This window comes from Janthinobacterium sp. BJB426 (assembly GCF_002735705.1).
Lineage (GTDB): Bacteria > Pseudomonadota > Gammaproteobacteria > Burkholderiales > Burkholderiaceae_D > Janthinobacterium.
On sequence record NZ_PDZL01000001.1, the window covers coordinates 468,801 to 484,512 of the forward strand.

Annotated in this window: 13 protein-coding genes and 1 pseudogene; 5 read left to right on the forward strand and 9 right to left on the reverse strand. The window is 63.7% G+C overall.

Features of this window, described 5'->3' with window-relative positions; all coding sequences use genetic code 11:
• Positions 1-52 precede the first annotated feature (52 nt).
• Both CSQ93_RS02070 and CSQ93_RS02075 read left to right on the forward strand, forming a co-directional pair.
• The gene (locus CSQ93_RS02070; protein WP_099376498.1) at positions 53-1,054 is read left to right on the forward strand and encodes a gamma-glutamyl-gamma-aminobutyrate hydrolase family protein; all 1,002 of its coding nucleotides are present in this window, start codon (positions 53-55) and stop codon (positions 1,052-1,054) included.
• The gene (locus tag CSQ93_RS02075) at positions 1,051-2,130 is read left to right on the forward strand and encodes an alginate lyase family protein (protein ID WP_099376499.1); all 1,080 of its coding nucleotides are present in this window, start codon (positions 1,051-1,053) and stop codon (positions 2,128-2,130) included. The genes CSQ93_RS02070 and CSQ93_RS02075 overlap by 4 nt, the downstream gene beginning before the upstream one ends.
• A gap of 13 nt (positions 2,131-2,143) precedes the next feature.
• Here CSQ93_RS02075 and CSQ93_RS02080 read toward each other — a convergent pair whose 3' ends face one another.
• The 8 genes and pseudogenes from CSQ93_RS02080 to CSQ93_RS02110 form a co-directional block, all read right to left on the reverse strand.
• On the reverse strand, positions 2,144-4,612 hold the full coding sequence (locus CSQ93_RS02080) for a TonB-dependent siderophore receptor (RefSeq protein ID WP_158301080.1): 2,469 nt from the start codon (positions 4,610-4,612) through the stop codon (positions 2,144-2,146).
• Between the two features lie 95 nt (positions 4,613-4,707).
• On the reverse strand, positions 4,708-5,487 hold the full coding sequence (locus CSQ93_RS29290) for a FecR family protein (RefSeq protein ID WP_322426427.1): 780 nt from the start codon (positions 5,485-5,487) through the stop codon (positions 4,708-4,710).
• A gap of 54 nt (positions 5,488-5,541) precedes the next feature.
• Positions 5,542-6,024: pseudogene (locus tag CSQ93_RS29295) on the reverse strand (sigma-70 family RNA polymerase sigma factor); the annotation flags it as partial.
• A gap of 278 nt (positions 6,025-6,302) precedes the next feature.
• Entirely contained in the window at positions 6,303-7,433 is a 1,131-nt protein-coding gene (locus CSQ93_RS02090; RefSeq protein WP_099376502.1) for a YbdK family carboxylate-amine ligase, read from the reverse strand.
• Positions 7,434-8,621, reverse strand: coding sequence for a cation:proton antiporter (locus CSQ93_RS02095; protein ID WP_034780723.1), 1,188 nt, complete (start codon positions 8,619-8,621; stop codon positions 7,434-7,436).
• Between the two features lie 312 nt (positions 8,622-8,933).
• Positions 8,934-10,103 (reverse strand): vWA domain-containing protein, encoded by a 1,170-nt coding sequence (locus CSQ93_RS02100; RefSeq protein ID WP_099376503.1) that lies wholly within the window; start codon positions 10,101-10,103, stop codon positions 8,934-8,936.
• Complete coding sequence (locus CSQ93_RS02105; RefSeq protein ID WP_099376504.1) at positions 10,097-10,735, reverse strand: GNAT family N-acetyltransferase; 639 nt, start codon at positions 10,733-10,735, stop codon at positions 10,097-10,099. The genes CSQ93_RS02100 and CSQ93_RS02105 overlap by 7 nt, the downstream gene beginning before the upstream one ends.
• 9 nt (positions 10,736-10,744) lie before the next feature.
• The gene (locus CSQ93_RS02110; RefSeq protein WP_099376505.1) at positions 10,745-11,614 is read right to left on the reverse strand and encodes an AAA family ATPase; all 870 of its coding nucleotides are present in this window, start codon (positions 11,612-11,614) and stop codon (positions 10,745-10,747) included.
• A 233-nt stretch (positions 11,615-11,847) separates the two neighbouring features.
• On the opposite strand from CSQ93_RS02110, the gene CSQ93_RS02115 reads away from it, so the two are divergent.
• On the forward strand, positions 11,848-12,177 hold the full coding sequence (locus CSQ93_RS02115) for a c-type cytochrome (RefSeq protein WP_046684254.1): 330 nt from the start codon (positions 11,848-11,850) through the stop codon (positions 12,175-12,177).
• A gap of 11 nt (positions 12,178-12,188) precedes the next feature.
• On the forward strand, positions 12,189-12,530 hold the full coding sequence (locus CSQ93_RS02120; RefSeq protein WP_099376506.1) for a c-type cytochrome: 342 nt from the start codon (positions 12,189-12,191) through the stop codon (positions 12,528-12,530).
• Between the two features lie 7 nt (positions 12,531-12,537).
• Here CSQ93_RS02120 and norR read toward each other — a convergent pair whose 3' ends face one another.
• Complete coding sequence (gene norR / locus CSQ93_RS02125; RefSeq protein ID WP_099376507.1) at positions 12,538-14,094, reverse strand: nitric oxide reductase transcriptional regulator NorR; 1,557 nt, start codon at positions 14,092-14,094, stop codon at positions 12,538-12,540.
• A 150-nt stretch (positions 14,095-14,244) separates the two neighbouring features.
• On the opposite strand from norR, the gene nirK reads away from it, so the two are divergent.
• A complete protein-coding gene (nirK, locus tag CSQ93_RS02130; RefSeq protein WP_099376508.1) occupies positions 14,245-15,711 on the forward strand; it encodes a copper-containing nitrite reductase in 1,467 nt (488 codons plus the stop codon).
• Position 15,712: the final 1 nt, after the last annotated feature.

The window sequence follows — 15,712 nt, forward strand, 5'->3', positions numbered from 1 at the left end:
CGGAAGCAGGGGTTTATATTGAAACCGTTCTCCGCTTTCAGTCAGCCCCGCCATGTCAGACGAAAAAGATCCCCAGCTTCCCCCTTCCACCGATGCCGCAGCGTCGGCGCCGTCGCGGCCCGACCGGGTGGGGCGCCGGGCACCCGATGAGGAGCACCGTGCGCGCGACGCCGCTCCCCGCTACCTGAAGGATAACGACACGCCCCTGGCGCTGGCCTGGCGGGTGATCTCGTCGCGCTACCGCTCCATGCGCGACAAGGCCAGCCGCGATTTCATGCGGCGCACCCTGCGCATCGGCATCTCGGCGCGTATTTTCCACCCGGAGCCGGGCGCCACTGGCCTGCGCAGCAAGAACCTGCAATACCTGGAAGAGTCGATCGCCCAATGGGTCATGTCGCGCGACGTGCTGGTGTTCATGATCCCGACCGTCAATACCAGTGGCCAGCTACATCCGAGTAACATCACCCTGCGCCACTATGCGCGCCACCTCGATGGCCTGGTGCTGCAGGGCGGCGCCGACGTCTCGCCGCAGACGTATTCCGAGGCGGCCACGCGGCCGGAATGGAACGGCGACCGCGCGCGCGACCTGTACGAGCTGGAATTGCTGCACGAATTCGTCGATGCGGGGAAACCCGTGCTGGGTATATGCCGCGGCTGCCAACTGATCAACGTGGGCTTTGGCGGCACGCTGTATCAGGACATCGCCTCGGACGTGGAAGGGGCCACCTCGCACGTCAACGACCTGTATGACCGCCACCGCCACACCATCGTCTTCCCGAAAGGCTCGTCCTTGGCGGGCATGTTTCCGAAGACGGGCGAGGCGCTCGTCAATTCCATCCACCACCAGTCGGTCAAGGACCTGGGACGCGACGTCACCGTGGAAGCATATTCGCAAGGCGACAATATCGTCGAAGCCATCCGCTACCAGCGGGCGCGCTTCGTCATGGGCTTGCAGTGGCACCCGGAATTCCATTCGGCGGGCGGCGTCGAACTGCTCGATTGCACGCCCATCCTCGATAACTTTTTGCGCGCGGCGCGGGAGACGCGGTTTTGAGTACGCATCTGATCCGCCGGCGCGCTGTGCTGGCCAGCCTGCTGGCGCTGCCCCTGGCGGGCTTGCGCGCGGCGCCGCGCCCGCATGAAGGCGCGCTGCCGTTTGCGCTGAGCTCCGCCGCGCGCGCCCGCACGCTCAAGGCGCGGGTGGCGCCGGCCATTGCGGAACAGGTGGTCAAGGCGGCGCGCAAGGATGCGGCGCGGCCCGTGCATCTGATGGCCGAAGTGCGCACCGGTGGCTTGCTGAAGGGAGAGGGCGGACGCGAGACCAGCCAGCAGGCGCAGGAAGACTGGCGCCAGGCACGCTTGCAGGCGCTGGCCTGGCGGCTGTCGGGCGAGATGGGGCATTTCGAGGCGGTGCGCCAGCTGCTGCTGGCCTGGAGCGGCAGCTACCAGCCGTCGTTCAGTCCCGTCGACGAGACGGAGCTGGCCAGCCTGCTGATGGGTTTTGACCTGGTGCAGGAACGTTTGACCGGCGTCGAGCGCGAGCAGGTGCAGGCGTTTTGCCGCACCCTGGCGCACGGGTATCTGAGTGATCCCATCAAGATGGGCGGCCCGTCCACGGCGCGCAACAACTGGCACAGCCACCGCATCAAGATCGGCACGGCCGCCGCGTATGTCACGGGCGAGACCTTGCTGATCGCGAGGGCGAAAGAGCGTTTCCTGGCGCACGTGCCGCGCAATATCGGCGCCGGCGGCGTGCCCTTCGACTTCGAGCAGCGCGACGCCCTGCATTACACCACCTACAGTCTGGAGCCACTGCTGACGACGGCCCTGATGGCGCAGGCGCATGGCGACGACTGGTATGGCGCGCCGGAAGCGAAGCGCCTGGCCGAGGCGCTGGCCTGGCTGGCGCCGTATGCGCAGGGCAAAAAGACGCACGAGGAATTCGCCAAAAGCGCCGTGCCCTTCGACCGCAAGCGCGTGGCGGCCGGCGAAAAGGGTTTTACGGGTAATTGGGAGCCGAAGGGCGCCGCCAATGTGTACCTGCTGGCGGCGCGCTTCGATCCCGCTTACCTGTCGCTGGCGCTGGATTTACGCCCGCCAGCGTGGGCGCTGGCGCTGTACTGCGCTTAGCTGGAACTTCGCGTTAAAACTTCGTGCGCACGGTGAACATCACATTGCGCGGTTCGCCATAAAAACCTGTTCCGAACAGGCCCAGACCCGTCAGGTATTTTTTGTTCATCAGGTTGTTGACGTTCAGGCTGGCCGTGACGTTCTTGCTGATGTCATAGCGGCCCAGCAGGTTGACCAATGCATAGCTGCCCTGCTTCAGGCGCGCATTGTCGTTGACGGCAGGATTCCAGACCTCGCCGTGGAAACTGCTTTGCCAGGTCAGGCCGCCGCCCACCGTCACTTTGTCCAGGCTGGCCGGCAGGCGCCAGCTGCCTTGCATTCTTGCCAGGTGGGCCGGCTGCGTGGTTTTCATCGTTTCTGCGAACACTGCCTTGCCATCCTTGTCGCGCACATGTGCATACGTGTAGCCGGCGCTCAGTTTCACATCCTTCAGCACCTCGCCCGTCACTTCCATTTCCACGCCGCGGCTGGTGACGCCATCGATGGCTGTATACGCTACTTCGCCGTTGACTTCACCCACGGAACTGGCCACATTGCTTTGACGGATATGGAACAGGGACGCGCTGGCATTGACCTTGCCATCGAGATACTCTGCCTTCACACCCGCTTCCACACCCTTGCCGCGCACGGGTGCGAGGAAGTTGCGCTTCACGTCGCGGCTGCTTTGCGGCGCAAAGATGCTCGTGTAGCTGCCGAACACGGAATAGGTCTTGTCGAGGTCATACACGATGCCCGCATACGGCGTGATGACGCCGCTTTCGTCCATGCGCGTATGGCTGGGCGTGGCATTGTCGAATAAGCTGCGCTTCTGGTCCATCTTGTAGTTGCTGATCCGCGTGCCGACGATTACCGATAGTGCATCGCTCGGGCGCAGGCGCACGGCGCCATACAGGCCGCTCTGGCGCGTGCTGTCGTTGTCGTTGCCCTGGTGTTCGAACGCCGGCTCCGCATACTGGCCGCGCCAGTCGAAGTAGCTGCCGTCCAGGGGCGGATAGACCGATTTGTAGACGGGGCCGTCCTGCTTGGCCGTCGATGAAGAATAACCCAGCATGGCTTCATGCTGGCGACCGAACAGGGTAAACGGGCCGCTGGCGTCCACGTTGAAGGTAGTCTGGCGGCGGTCGCCCGCGTATTTGCCCATGTAGAAGCTGGCGCCTTCCCCTGTGACGGGGTCAGGATAGCCGCCGCTGACCGAGCTCAACACGCTGTCATGCTTGCTGCGCAACTGGTTGGCGCTCAATTTCACTTTCCACGCGTTGGCGAAGCTGTGTTCCAGCGACGTGAATAGGGTGGTGTTCTGCATGTCGCGGCGGCTCCAGTCGGTGGCAGGATTCCACGAGGTGGGAAAGTTCGTGCGCGTGCCGTCGGAAAACATCAGGGGAAAGCCCGTCCAGGTGGAGCCGCGCGGTTTGTAATCCTGGTGCGTGAAGCCGGCCGTCAGCAGAGTGACGGGTGTCAGGTCCGCCTCGATGATGCCGTAGGCGACCGATTTCTGCTGCTTGTAGCGGTCCAGGTAGGAGTGTTTGTCCTGGTAGGCGCCCACCAGGCGGCCGCGCACCGAGCGGTTTTCATTGAGGGGGCCGGAGACATCGGCTTCGCCGCGGTAGTTATCCCACGATCCCGCGCCCAGGGTGGCCGAACCTTCGAAGCTGGCGGTGGGGCGCTTGCGCACCATGTTGACGGTGGCCGACGGGTCGCCCGAACCGCTCATCAGGCCCGTCGCGCCTTTCAGCACTTCGATGCGGTCGTAGATGGCCATGTCACTGTTCGTCGTGCCCCAGTCGTAGACGCCGTCATAGATGGCCGACACGCCGTCGTACTGGAAATTGGTGACGGCAAAGCCGCGCGCCTGGAAGCTCCAGCGATCGCTGTCGTAGTTTTGCACGCTCACGCCATTGACGTTTTTCATGACGTCGGAGACGGCGCTGCTGTTCTGGTCATCCATCTGCTGGCGCGTGACGATGGTCAGCGACTGCGGCGTTTCACGCTGCGTCAAGGCCAGGCCCGTGGCGCCGTTGGCGGGGCCGCCCGTATAGCTGCCCGTGCCGCTGGTGGCGGCGCTGCGCTCGGCCGTCGCCACCACGGTGACGCCGCCCATGACGGCCACGCCGCGGCTGTCCGCCGAAGGTGTGCCGCCGCTGGCGGGAATTTTTTGCAGCAGGTAGCCGCCGTTCGATTGCGGCACGGCTTGCAGGCCGCTGCCGGCCAGCAGCACGCGGAAACCATCGTGCACGCCATAGCGGCCTTGCAGGCCGGCGCTGCGCAAGCCCTGCGTGGTGTCGCTGGAGAACGACAATAAAATGGCGCTGTCGCTGCCGAAGCGCGTCAGCACGTCGCCCAGCGCGCCGGCCGGAATGCTGTAGACGCGCACTTGCTGGCTTTGCGCCTGGGCGAATGCCGGCAGGGCCAGGACCATGCCGATCTGCGACAGGGCGCAGGCCAGGACGGTGCGGGTGAGGAGGGAACGCGAAGCGTGGTGCATGGAATAAAACCTTTCGTGGATGCGCAAGATGGAGACTGCCTATCTTCCAAGTCACGCGAGCACGGCGAAACAGCTCACTTTGCAGAAAATATTTTTCAGTGGGCCGCCAGTTCGATGCGCACCACCTGATGGCCCCAGAAGCGCGTGACGGTATTGCGCCGCAGTTGCAGGCTGGCGCTGACGGCATCGAGGATGGCGCCGACATCGGCCAGCGGGTAGGAACCGGACACGCGCAAGCCGGCGATGGCGGGCGCGCAGCCCAGCGGATGGTCGCTGTAGCGCGACAGCTCGGCGAGGAAATCGGCCAGGCGCATGTCGCGCGCCACCAGCATGCCATTGAGCCACGCGCCGCCATACGGCGCCAGCGCCTGGCGGTGCAAGCCGGTGCCGTCGAAATGGGCGCCTTCGCCGGGACGCAGCACCAGGCGCTGGGCGCCATCATCGGCCAGCACGGCGACGGCGCCTTCGAGCACGCCGGCGCTGGCATAGCCTTCGTGCAGGCGCACGGTGAAGCGCGTACCCAGCGCCTGCAGGCTGCCGTGCGGCGTGCCGACGAAGAAGGGGCGCTGCTCACCATCCTTGCCGGTGGCGATGAAGATTTCCCCGGCCAGCAGTTCGATGCGGCGCTGCGCGCCGTCGTAAACGATATTCACGGCGCTGCTGGTGTTGAGCGTGAGTTGCGTGCCGTCGGCCAGGGTGACCACGCGGCGCTGGTTGACAGCCGTGCGATAGTCGGCCATCCAGCCGCGCCATGGGCTGCGGCGCTCAAACGCATACAGCGAGGCGCCGCAGGCCAGCAGCAGTGCCAGCGTCTTGACGGCGTGGCGGCGCGGCGCATTCGCCTGCACGCAGGCGCGCAGCAGGGTCGCGTGCATGGCGGGCGGCAGGTGTTCATGCTGCGTTTGCAGCTGCTGCCACGCCTGCGTGGCGCTGCCGGCCCGCTGCAAATGGCGTTTGACTGTCGCCAGCGAGATGCCGAGCTGGCGCGCGATGTCTTCCTGCGGCAGTTCGTCGAGCTGGCGTAGCAAAAAAGCCCGTTTCACGGGAGGCGGCAAGCCGTCGAGCATGCGGTCGAGTTCAAACACGGTGGCCAGCAGCAGCGCCCGTTCCTCGGGCGATGGCGCATGCCGGGGCGGCAGTTGCGCCAGCACGTCGAGGTAAGCCTGTTCCAGTTTCTGACGGCGGTAATGGTTGAACAGCACACGCTGCGCGACGGTGGCGAGCAAGGCACGCGGCTCGCGCGCGGCGACGGCGTCTTCGCGGTCGAGCAGGCGCACGAAGGTGTCATGCGCCACATCGGCCGCGCACGCCGTGCTGCCCAGCTTCTTGCGCAGCCAGCCCTGCAGCCAGCCATGGTGGTCGGCATACAGTGTCGCGATGTCCTGGCGTTGTAGCGGCTCTGCCAGCGGCATCGCGTTCCCCTTGCATGGCCGGTCCGGGTGGACTGGTATTTTTAAACAATAATAAGAATCATTCTCACTTATTGTAACAAGCGGGGGAGGTGGATGTAAATGACGGGGAGATGGGGTGTGGTTTTTTTGGGTTTGCGTTGTTGGGGTAAAAGTCACGATGACTGGCAAAACCGTCGCGAGCGAAAGGGCGAGGCGGTCGAGAAGCGCAACCGTACTATAAGTACGGTGAGCATCGCAGGCCGCCTATGCCGACGCGCAGTAGGTTTGGCCAGGCATCCTCAATAGTTCATGGGTTCACCACGAAAACATCTGATGGCCGAATCGACCATCCCCTCGGCGCTGCCCTGCACATTGCGCTGCTTGCGCAGGTATTGTGCGTCGCTCCATTGCTTGGCCACGTCCGACAGGTGTTTCAGGGCCGGCGTGCTGCCCAGCGCCTCGGCGTGCGGTTCCATCTTGCGCAGGGTGGTCATGATGTCTTCGCGCAGCGACATCGTCTCGTAGGTTTTCGGATGCGTGATGGCGCCGTCGAGGCCGAAGCGGCAAGCCTGGAAGCGGTTGTAGTTATACACGAGATAATCGTCTTCCACCGGCGGGGTTTCGCGGCGTTCGAGCAGGTAGCGGCACAGGGCCTGCAGGTAGGCGGCCAGCGCGGCGGCCCGTTCCACCGTCAGCGGCGTGTCGCACACGCGCAGTTCGATGGTGCCGAATTCCGGCTTGGGACGGATATCCCAGTAAAAATCCTTCATGCTCTTGATGATGCCCGTGTTCTCCATCTTGGCGAAATACTCGTTGGAGAACTGGTCCCAGCTCAAGGTGAACGGCGCGCGCCCGCTCATGGGAAACGCGAACACGGAGTTCAGGCGCGCCGAGTCGAACAGGGTGTCGCGTCCCTGCACGTAGGGCGAGGACGCCGACAGGGCGATGAAGTGGGGGATGTAGCGGTTCAGCGAATGCAGCAGGAACATGGCGTCGTCGCCCGAGGCGCAGCCGATGTGCACGTGCTGGCCGAAGATGGTGAACTGCTTGGCCAGGTAGCCGTACAGTTCCGAAATCTCCTGGAAGCGGGGCTTGGAAAAGATCTTTTGCGACGACCATTGCTGGAACGGGTGCGTGCCGCCGCCCGCGATGCCGATATTGAGCTTGTCGCCGGCCGTGATCAAGGTGTCGCGGATTTCCTGCAACTGCGCCAGCAGCGGGCCGTGATGCGTGTGCACGCTCGAGTTAATCTCGATCATGCTCTCGGTGATTTCCGGCGTGACGTTGCCGGGGAACGGTTTCTTGTTCAGCAGATGCAGCAGGTCGGGGCTGGCGGCCGTCAAATCATAGTCCGACAGGTTTACCAGCTGCAGTTCGAGTTCGACGCCGAAGGTCAGCGCGGCCGATTGGCCAAAGGGTTCCAGCGGCATTTAGCGCTCCTTGATTTCGTGGGTTTCTTTGGCCAGCATCAGCACGCGCTGCACCAGCACGGGGCCGACCAGTTCCAGGCCCAGGGTGATGGCGGCCAGGGCGTTCAATTCATCGCCGAAGTTCACGCCATGCTGGCGCGCGTGTTCCAGCAGCAGGATGATGAAGACGGAGACGGGCGTCAGCGCCACGCCCGTCAGCACGCCCTTGCGCCAGGAAATGCCGCTCACATGCGAAAACGCGGCCACGCCGACGACCTTCGTCAGCAATCGTCCGCCGACGACGGCCAGGGCCAGGCCCGCGCCGGCCGCCACGCTGGCCCATTCCAGGGTCGAGGCGGCATACACGAACAGCAGCACCGTCAGCAGCTCGCCCAGCGCGCCGAAATTGCGCTGCGCCTGGCTGAAGGCGACCCTGCGGTGGCGCGCGACCAGGCCGAAGGTGAGCGTGGCCAGGAGCGGCGACAGGCTGGTGGTGTAGGTCAGGGCGACGAGCAGCATCACAGACAGCGCGAAGGCCACGGTGGCATCCTGCGCCATGTTGCCCAGTCGGCGCAGCATGGCCGGCACGACGATGCCGAAGACGGTGCCGGCGGCCACGGAAGCGGCCAGCACGGCGGCGCTGCTGCTGCTTGCCTCAATCAGGTCGGTGGAACTCTGGAACATCCAGAAGCCGACGATGATGTTGAACGTGAAGACGGCCAGCACGCAATTCAATGCGGTGAGGTGGACGATGCGTTCCGTGACCTGGCCCGAGCTGCGTTCCTCGTTGATGACGCGCATGATGGTGGCCGGCGAAGTGGACATGGCGAGCGATGCCAGCAGCAGCGCCGTCATCGAGGTGCTGCCGAATTCGATGCCGATGAAGTAGACGACGGCAAAGGTCAGCAAGGATTCGACCAAGCCTGTGACGGCGATCCACGGATTGTTCTTCAGCCAGCGCAGGTTGATGCGGTAGCCGACTTCGAACAGGATCAGGCCGAAGGCCACGTCGGCCAGCACCAGCATGGGGCCGGCGTCCGTCTGCGGCAGGATGCCCACCTGCGTCTGCGCGAGGACGAAACCGATCACGCCGTAAAAACTGATGCGCGGCAGGCCAGTCCAGCGGTGGCCGAATTCGCCCACCACCCAGGCCAGGGTGATGGCGAACGGCCAGGACAGGTCGGCGGCGATCGAGATCAGACTTTGCATGCTCATTCCTTTGAAAATGGCGCTGGCACCGGCCGGCAGCACGGGGGCTGGCGCGGCAATGTCGTGGTGCAGCGGTGGTGCATGGTTTGCGCAGAGCGATGCGCCGATTCTACCGGAGCAGAAGGCGCGCACGATGTGCGCAATCGAACAGTGTCGCGGCCATGGCGGCCGCGCACAGGATGCAGCAGGTTGGGCAGGGCTGGTATCAGCGTATGGTACCCGCCCGCAGCGGAGATGCTCCGCACGGTAGTGCCGTGTCGCAGTGTACGGCATGGCGGCCCCCTGCCGCCATGGACTTTTTGTTGCGCGTTTTTATTTACTGAGCAGACGCATGCCCCGTTCCAGCCCGTCGATCGACAGGGGGAACATACGGTTGTTCATCAACTGCCGCATCACGCCGATCGACTGGCGGTACTGCCACAAGCCTTCCGATTCGGGATTGAGCCAGATGAATTTCGGGAACGCCTGGGTAAAGCGCGCCAGCCACGTCGATCCCGCTTCCTCGTTGTTGTATTCGACGCTGCCGCCCGGCTGCAGGATTTCGTAGGGACTCATGGTGGCGTCACCGACAAAAATCAGCTTGGTGTCGGGCGGGTATTTGCGCAGCACGTCCCAGGTGGGAAAACGCTCGGCGTTGCGGCGCCGGTTGTTCTTCCACAGGTAGTCGTAGACGCAGTTATGGAAGTAAAAGAACTCCATGTTCTTGAATTCCGTCTTCGCCGCCGAAAACAGTTCTTCGGTGCGCTCGATATGGTCGTCCATGCTGCCGCCCACGTCAAACAACATCAGCACCTTGATGCGGTTCTTGCGTTCGGGCCGCATCCTGATGTCGAGGTAGCCCGCATTGTTCGCTGTCGCGGCGATGGTGGCGTCCAGCGCCAGTTCGTCTTCCGCGCCTTCGCGCGCGAACTTGCGCAGGCGGCGCAAGGCCACCTTGATATTACGCGTGCCCAGTTCGCGCTCGCCGTCATAATCCTTGTAGCTGCGCGCTTCCCATACCTTGACGGCCGTGCGGTTGCCGCCCTTGCCGCCGATGCGGATGCCTTCCGGGTTCGTACCGCCATTGCCGAATGGCGAGGTGCCGCCCGTGCCGATCCACTTGCTGCCGCCTTCGTGGCGCTCCTTCTGTTCCTTCAGCAGTTCATTGAGGCGGTCCATCAGCTTGTCGTAGCCGAACTTTTCCAGTTGCGCCTTCTGTTCCTCGGACAGCTCGCGCTGCATGCGTTTCAACAGCCAGTCGAGGGGAATCGCCGCGTTCGTGTCGAAGGCCGCGTTGACGCCCTTGAAGTACTGCGCAAACGCGCGGTCGAACTTGTCGAAATGGGCTTCATCCTTGACCAGGGTCAGGCGCGCCAGATAGTAAAAATCGTCCATCGAGGCGCCGATGACGTTCTTTTGCAGCGCTTCAAGCAAGGTCAGAAATTCCTTGATCGAGACGGGAATCTTCGCATCCTTGAGCGTGAAGAAGAAGTCGATCAGCATGGCGCGGACTCTCCCGCGCGGGGCAGTGCGGCGATGGGGCGCTGCGCCAGCTTGTAGCGCAGATGGGCGGCAATCTCCGGCCACTCGCCGCGCGCGATGCTGTACATGACGGTGTCGCGCACGGTGCCGTCGCGGCGCAGCGCATGGTGACGCAGCACGCCGTCCTTTTTTGCGCCCAGACGTTCGATGGCCGCCTGCGAGGCGTGATTGAAATTATCGGTGCGCAGGCCCACCAGCGCGCAGCCGAGCGTGTCGAAGGCGTGCGCCAAAAGCAGCAATTTGCAGGTGGTGTTGACGTGGCTGCGCTGGCAGCGCTTGGCGTACCAGGTGTAGCCGATTTCCAGGCGTTTGATCTCCGGCACCACGTCGTGGTAGCTGGTGGTGCCGAGCACCTCGCCGCTGGCTACATCGATGACGGCAAAGGCGAAGCGCGAAGGGCGCATCTCGATGCCCTTGAAAATGTACTGATCCACCTGGTCCGGCTCGGGCACGGAGGTGACGCGCAGGTTCCACAGTTCGCCATCCATGGCCGCCGCGCGCAAGCCAGCCGCATGGTGCGGCGCCAGCGCTTCGAGGCGGATGCCGTGCAATTCCAGGGGGACGAAGACCTTGTCGGGGCTGATGTCGTTCACCGGCGCTCCTTAACGGTTGGTGCGCGACATGAACATCAGGCGCTCGAACAGGTGCACGTCCTGCTCGTTTTTCAGCAGCGCGCCGTGCAGCGGCGGCACGACGGCCTTGTTGTCCTTGCTGCGCAGCGCTTCGACCGGGATGTCTTCGGCCAGCAGGAGCTTGAGCCAGTCGAGGAATTCCGACGTCGACGGTTTTTTCTTCAGGCCCGGCACGTCGCGCACTTCATAGAAGGTTTGCAGCGCCTGCGCCAGCAATTCCTGTTTCAGGTGCGGGTAGTGGACGGCGACGATCTGCTCCATCGTGTCCTTGTCCGGGAATTTGATGTAGTGGAAGAAGCAGCGGCGCAAAAAGGCGTCCGGCAATTCCTTTTCGTTGTTCGAGGTGATGATGACGAGCGGACGGTGGCGCGCCGTGACCATTTCGCGCGTTTCGTAGACATAGAATTCCATGCGGTCCAGTTCGCGCAGCAGGTCGTTCGGGAATTCGATGTCGGCCTTGTCGATTTCATCGATCAGCAGCACCACCGGTTCGGGCGCCGTGAAGGCCTGCCACAGCACGCCCTTGACGATGTAGTTCTGGATGTCGCGCACGCGCTCGTCGCCCAGCTGCGAATCGCGCAGGCGTGAGACGGCATCATATTCGTACAGGCCCTGCTGCGCCTTGGTGGTCGATTTGATATGCCATTGCATCAGCGGCATGTTCAGCGCGGCGGCTACTTCCTCGGCCAGCATGGTCTTGCCCGTGCCCGGTTCGCCCTTGATCAGCAGCGGGCGTTGCAGGGTCAGCGCCGCATTCACGGCCAGTTTCAGGTCGGCGGTGGCGACATAGCTGTCGGAACCTTCGAAGCGTTGGCCTTGCTGGGTGTGCTGTGCTTGCATGAGCGGTCTGCCAAAGTAGGGAAATGGTGAGTATAAACAGAATTGTGGCGCACCGCCACGCAGACGGCCTGTGCCTGCCTGCCTACAATGCGGGTTTTATAGGTGGACTTGCAAGAATATCTTGGCTAGAATCGGCAAGCAGCAGATTAATTGTCAACCTTAATTGTCAATACATAAAATCAATAAAAACCAGCTCTGGCGTTTCTCCGATTACCTTTGTTCACATTGCCACTATGAAAAAAATATTTGCACTTCTCGTGCTTGCCGGCATAGCAAATGCCGTCACAGCGGCTGACATTGTAGGAAACGCCAAGGCAGCCCCTGCCAAGGTGGAAATGTGTATCGGCTGCCACGGCATCCCCGGTTACAAGGCGACCTTCCCCGAAGTATTCCAGGTGCCGATGATCGGCGGCCAGCCGGCAAAATATATCGAGAATGCGCTGCAAGCCTACAAGAAAGGCGACCGCAAGCACCCCAGCATGAAGGGTATCGCCAGCAGCCTGTCGGACCAGGATATCGCCGATGTCGCCGCGTATTATGCGCAACAAGCCAAGCCGAACTGAGGACCAGCCAGATGAAAAAATTACTCGCCGCCCTCGTTTGCGCCACCGTCTCGTTTGGCGCCAGCGCCGCCGGCAATATCAATACAGGTAAAGCCCTGGCCGAAAAATACAGCTGCGCCACCTGCCACGGCAAGGATTACGGTTCACCCATCGACCCGTCGTACCCGAAGCTGGCGGGCCAGCACAAGGATTATCTGGAACACGCCCTGACCGCGTATAAACGGGGCGACAAGCCCAACGGCCGCAACAACGCCATCATGACGGGCCAGGTAAAACCGCTGAGCAACCAGGACATCAAGGACCTGGCCGCCTACCTGCACAGCCTGCCGACCACCCTGGTGATCCACCGCTGAGTTCGGCTCAGGCCTTCAGCCCCACCCGGCGCGCCAGCTTATGCAGATTGCTGGCGTCGAGTCCCAATTGCCGTGCCGCGGCGGCCCAGTTATCTTGATGTAGCACCAGCGCTTGGCGGATGGCCTGGCGCTGGCTCGCTTCCACGATCTGATGCATCGATAGCAGCGGCGCCGCCGGCGCTCCACATGCGGCTGCCATTGGTGGCAGCGCGTCCGCGCCGGCCGGCGCTTCCAGCGCATCGAGGTCGAGCATATCCGTTTCCAGCGTTACTATCTCTTTGCGGTCCGCGCCGCGGATCACCGCTTTCAGCGCGGCCCGGCTGATCACATGTTCCAGTTCGCGCACATTGCCGGGCCAGCGGTAATGGCACAAGGCGTTTTCCGCCGCAGCGGACAGGCGCAGGCTGCGCAAGCCCAGGCGCGCGCGGTTCAGTTCCAGGAAGCCACCGGCAAGCAGCAGCACGTCATTGCCCCGCTCGCGCAGCGGCGGAATTGGCACGGGATACACGGATAGACGGTGATACAGGTCGGCGCGGAACGAACCGTCGCGCACATGCTCGCGCAGGCTGCGGTTGGTGGCGGCGATCACGCGCACGTTGACCCTGCGCGGCCGGTCCGCGCCCAGGCGCTGGATTTCGCCATTTTGCAAGGTGCGCAGCAGCTTGGCCTGTATCGACAATGGCAATTCCCCCACTTCATCGAGAAACAGGGTGCCCCCTTCGGCCGCCTCGAAGCGTCCGGGCCGGTCGCTGACGGCGCCGGAAAACGCGCCGCGTACATGGCCGAACAATTCGCTTTCGGCCAGGGACTCGGGCAAGGCCGCGCAATTGACGTGGATCAGGGGCTTGCCGGCGCGGCGCGACAGCCGGTGCAGGCGGTGCGCGCACAGTTCCTTGCCCACGCCCGTTTCTCCCAGCAGCAGCACGGGCAGTTCCGAATCGGCCACCACCTGCAATTCGTGCAGCAAGTGCGTGATGGCGCTGCTCTGGCCGACGAAGTCATGTTCCTCGCGCGGCGCCTGTGCATCGGCCAGCATGGCGCCGCCCGACAGGCGCAGGGCGCGGATTTCCGTCTCCAGGCGCGTCACGCGCACGGCCGCCTCGATGGCGCAGGCCAGTTCGCCCAGGTCGCGCTGCGCCTGCGTATCGAAGGTACCGACCTGCAGCGCGTCGAGCGTGATCACGCCCCAGCGTTCGCCTTCCAGGTCCAGCGCCATGCCCATGCAGTCGTGCACGGGCAGCGGCTCGCCGGCCCGCTCGGCGATCAGGCCATCGTAGGGATCGGGCAGGGAGCTGTCGTGATGGAAGCACAGCACGCCGCGCCGCTGCAGGATGGCGGCCAGGCGCGGGTGGTCGGCAACGGCGAAGCGGCGTCCCAGCGCGTCGCTGGCCAGGCCGGCCATTGCCACGGGGCGCAAGTGTTCGCCATCGAGCTTGAGCAAGGCCACGGCTTCGCAGCCGAAGTGCGCGCGCAGGCTGCCGACGAGGCGTTGCAGGCGCACGGCCACGGGCAGGTCGGCGACCAGGTCGGTCAGTAACAGCAGGTGGATGGCAGTGGTGGTCATAAGTACCATGCAGGGTACAACGGACCACGTCCAAAGAGGGTCATACCGACCCTGCATTTTTCAAATCGTTGATTTAAAACAAGTTTTTCCTGGCACACGGATTGCCTAGGTAAGGGGGCCGAACCGGCATACAAGACCAAGGAAAGCTTGATGAAAACGACTCCCTCCCTCCGCGCCATCGCCGCCGCCGTCTGCGTACTGGCCGTGCCCCTGTCCGTGCAAGCCCAGGCGAGCCTGCCTGCCAGCGCCGCCGCCACTGCGGCCAAACCTGTAGCCGCAACGCTCAAGCGCTATGAACTGCAAACCAATATCGTCGACGGCAAGATGGTGTTCATCGACGCCAAGGGCCAGGTCAACCCCGTGCTGGCGGCCAAGGTGGGCGACACGGTGGAACTCGTGCTGAAAAGCGGCGAAGGCGCCGAGCACGACCTGCTGATCCCGGAACTGAACGTGGCATCGGCCAAGTTCAGCGCCAATAGCGGCAGCACCACCGTGCGCTTCAAGGTCACGCGCGCCGGCACGTTCACCTATTACTGCTCGATTCCCGGCCACCGCCAGATCGGCATGGAAGGCAAGCTGGAAGTAAGCGGCACGTCGCTGGCCGAGACGGCGGCACCGAAGGCTGCCAGCGAATCGAGCCAGGCCGCCGCGCTGGCCCTGTACACGCCCGCACCGTCGCCGATGCGCGGTCCCGATCCTTCGGCCGTCAACGTGGCGGCCAATCCGGCCTCCGTACCGTCCGCCATCGGCGCGCGCGCGCCGCAAACCCTGAAATACCGGATGGAGACGGTGGAGTTGCCGGGCAAGCTCGATGACGGTACCAGTTTTACGTACTGGACTTTCAATCGCCAGGTGCCCGGCCCCATGCTGCGCGCGAAGGTGGGCGACACGGTGGAACTGACCCTGTTCAACGCCAAGGACAGCAAGATGATCCACTCGATCGACCTGCATGCGGTGACGGGCGGCCATGGCGGCGGACAGCACACGCAGGTGGCGCCGGGGCAGGAAAAAACCGTCACCTTCAAGGCGCTCAATCCGGGCCTGTTCGTGTACCACTGCGCCACGCCGCTGGTGCCGCAGCATATCGCGGCCGGCATGTACGGCATGATCCTGGTCGAACCGGAAGGCGGCCTGTCGAAAGTCGACCGCGAGTACTACGTGATGCAGGGCGAGATGTACACGGGCCGTCCGCACGGCGCCCCCGTGCACCAGGAGCCGAACCTGGAAAAAATGGCGAATGAGCTGCCCGACTACTACGTCTTCAATGGCGAAGTGGGCGCCCTGAGCAAGACGCACAAACTGCAGGCGAAAGTCGGCGAGACGGTGCGCATCTATTTCGGCGTCGGCGGCCCGAACAAGATTTCATCGTTCCACATCATCGGCGAGATCTTCGACAAGGTGTACAGCGAAGGCTCGATCAGCAGCCCGAAACACGACGTGCAAACGACGCTCGTGGCGCCGGGCGGCGCGACCATCGTCGAACTCAAGGTACAGCACCCTGGCAGCTATCTGCTGGTCGACCATGCGCTGTCGCGCGCAGGCAAGGGCGCCGTGGGCGTGCTGGAAGTGACTGGCGAAGCCGTGCCCGGCGTCTACCACGCGGGCGCCGTTCAATAAC

Bases quoted from the DNA above. Each gene is read 5' to 3' on its own strand.
- CSQ93_RS02100 (WP_099376503.1), bottom strand. From the start codon at position 10,103: ATGCTGATCGACTTCTTCTTCACGCTCAAGGATGCGAAGATTCCCGTC.
- CSQ93_RS29290 (WP_322426427.1), bottom strand. From the start codon at position 5,487: ATGCACGCGACCCTGCTGCGCGCCTGCGTGCAGGCGAATGCGCCGCGC.
- norR (WP_099376507.1), bottom strand. From the start codon at position 14,094: ATGACCACCACTGCCATCCACCTGCTGTTACTGACCGACCTGGTCGCC.
- CSQ93_RS02070 (WP_099376498.1), top strand. From the start codon at position 53: ATGTCAGACGAAAAAGATCCCCAGCTTCCCCCTTCCACCGATGCCGCA.
- CSQ93_RS02095 (WP_034780723.1), bottom strand. From the start codon at position 8,621: ATGCAAAGTCTGATCTCGATCGCCGCCGACCTGTCCTGGCCGTTCGCC.
- CSQ93_RS02090 (WP_099376502.1), bottom strand. From the start codon at position 7,433: ATGCCGCTGGAACCCTTTGGCCAATCGGCCGCGCTGACCTTCGGCGTC.
- CSQ93_RS02110 (WP_099376505.1), bottom strand. From the start codon at position 11,614: ATGCAAGCACAGCACACCCAGCAAGGCCAACGCTTCGAAGGTTCCGAC.
- CSQ93_RS02120 (WP_099376506.1), top strand. From the start codon at position 12,189: ATGAAAAAATTACTCGCCGCCCTCGTTTGCGCCACCGTCTCGTTTGGC.
- CSQ93_RS02115 (WP_046684254.1), top strand. From the start codon at position 11,848: ATGAAAAAAATATTTGCACTTCTCGTGCTTGCCGGCATAGCAAATGCC.
- CSQ93_RS02080 (WP_158301080.1), bottom strand. From the start codon at position 4,612: ATGCACCACGCTTCGCGTTCCCTCCTCACCCGCACCGTCCTGGCCTGC.
- nirK (WP_099376508.1), top strand. From the start codon at position 14,245: ATGAAAACGACTCCCTCCCTCCGCGCCATCGCCGCCGCCGTCTGCGTA.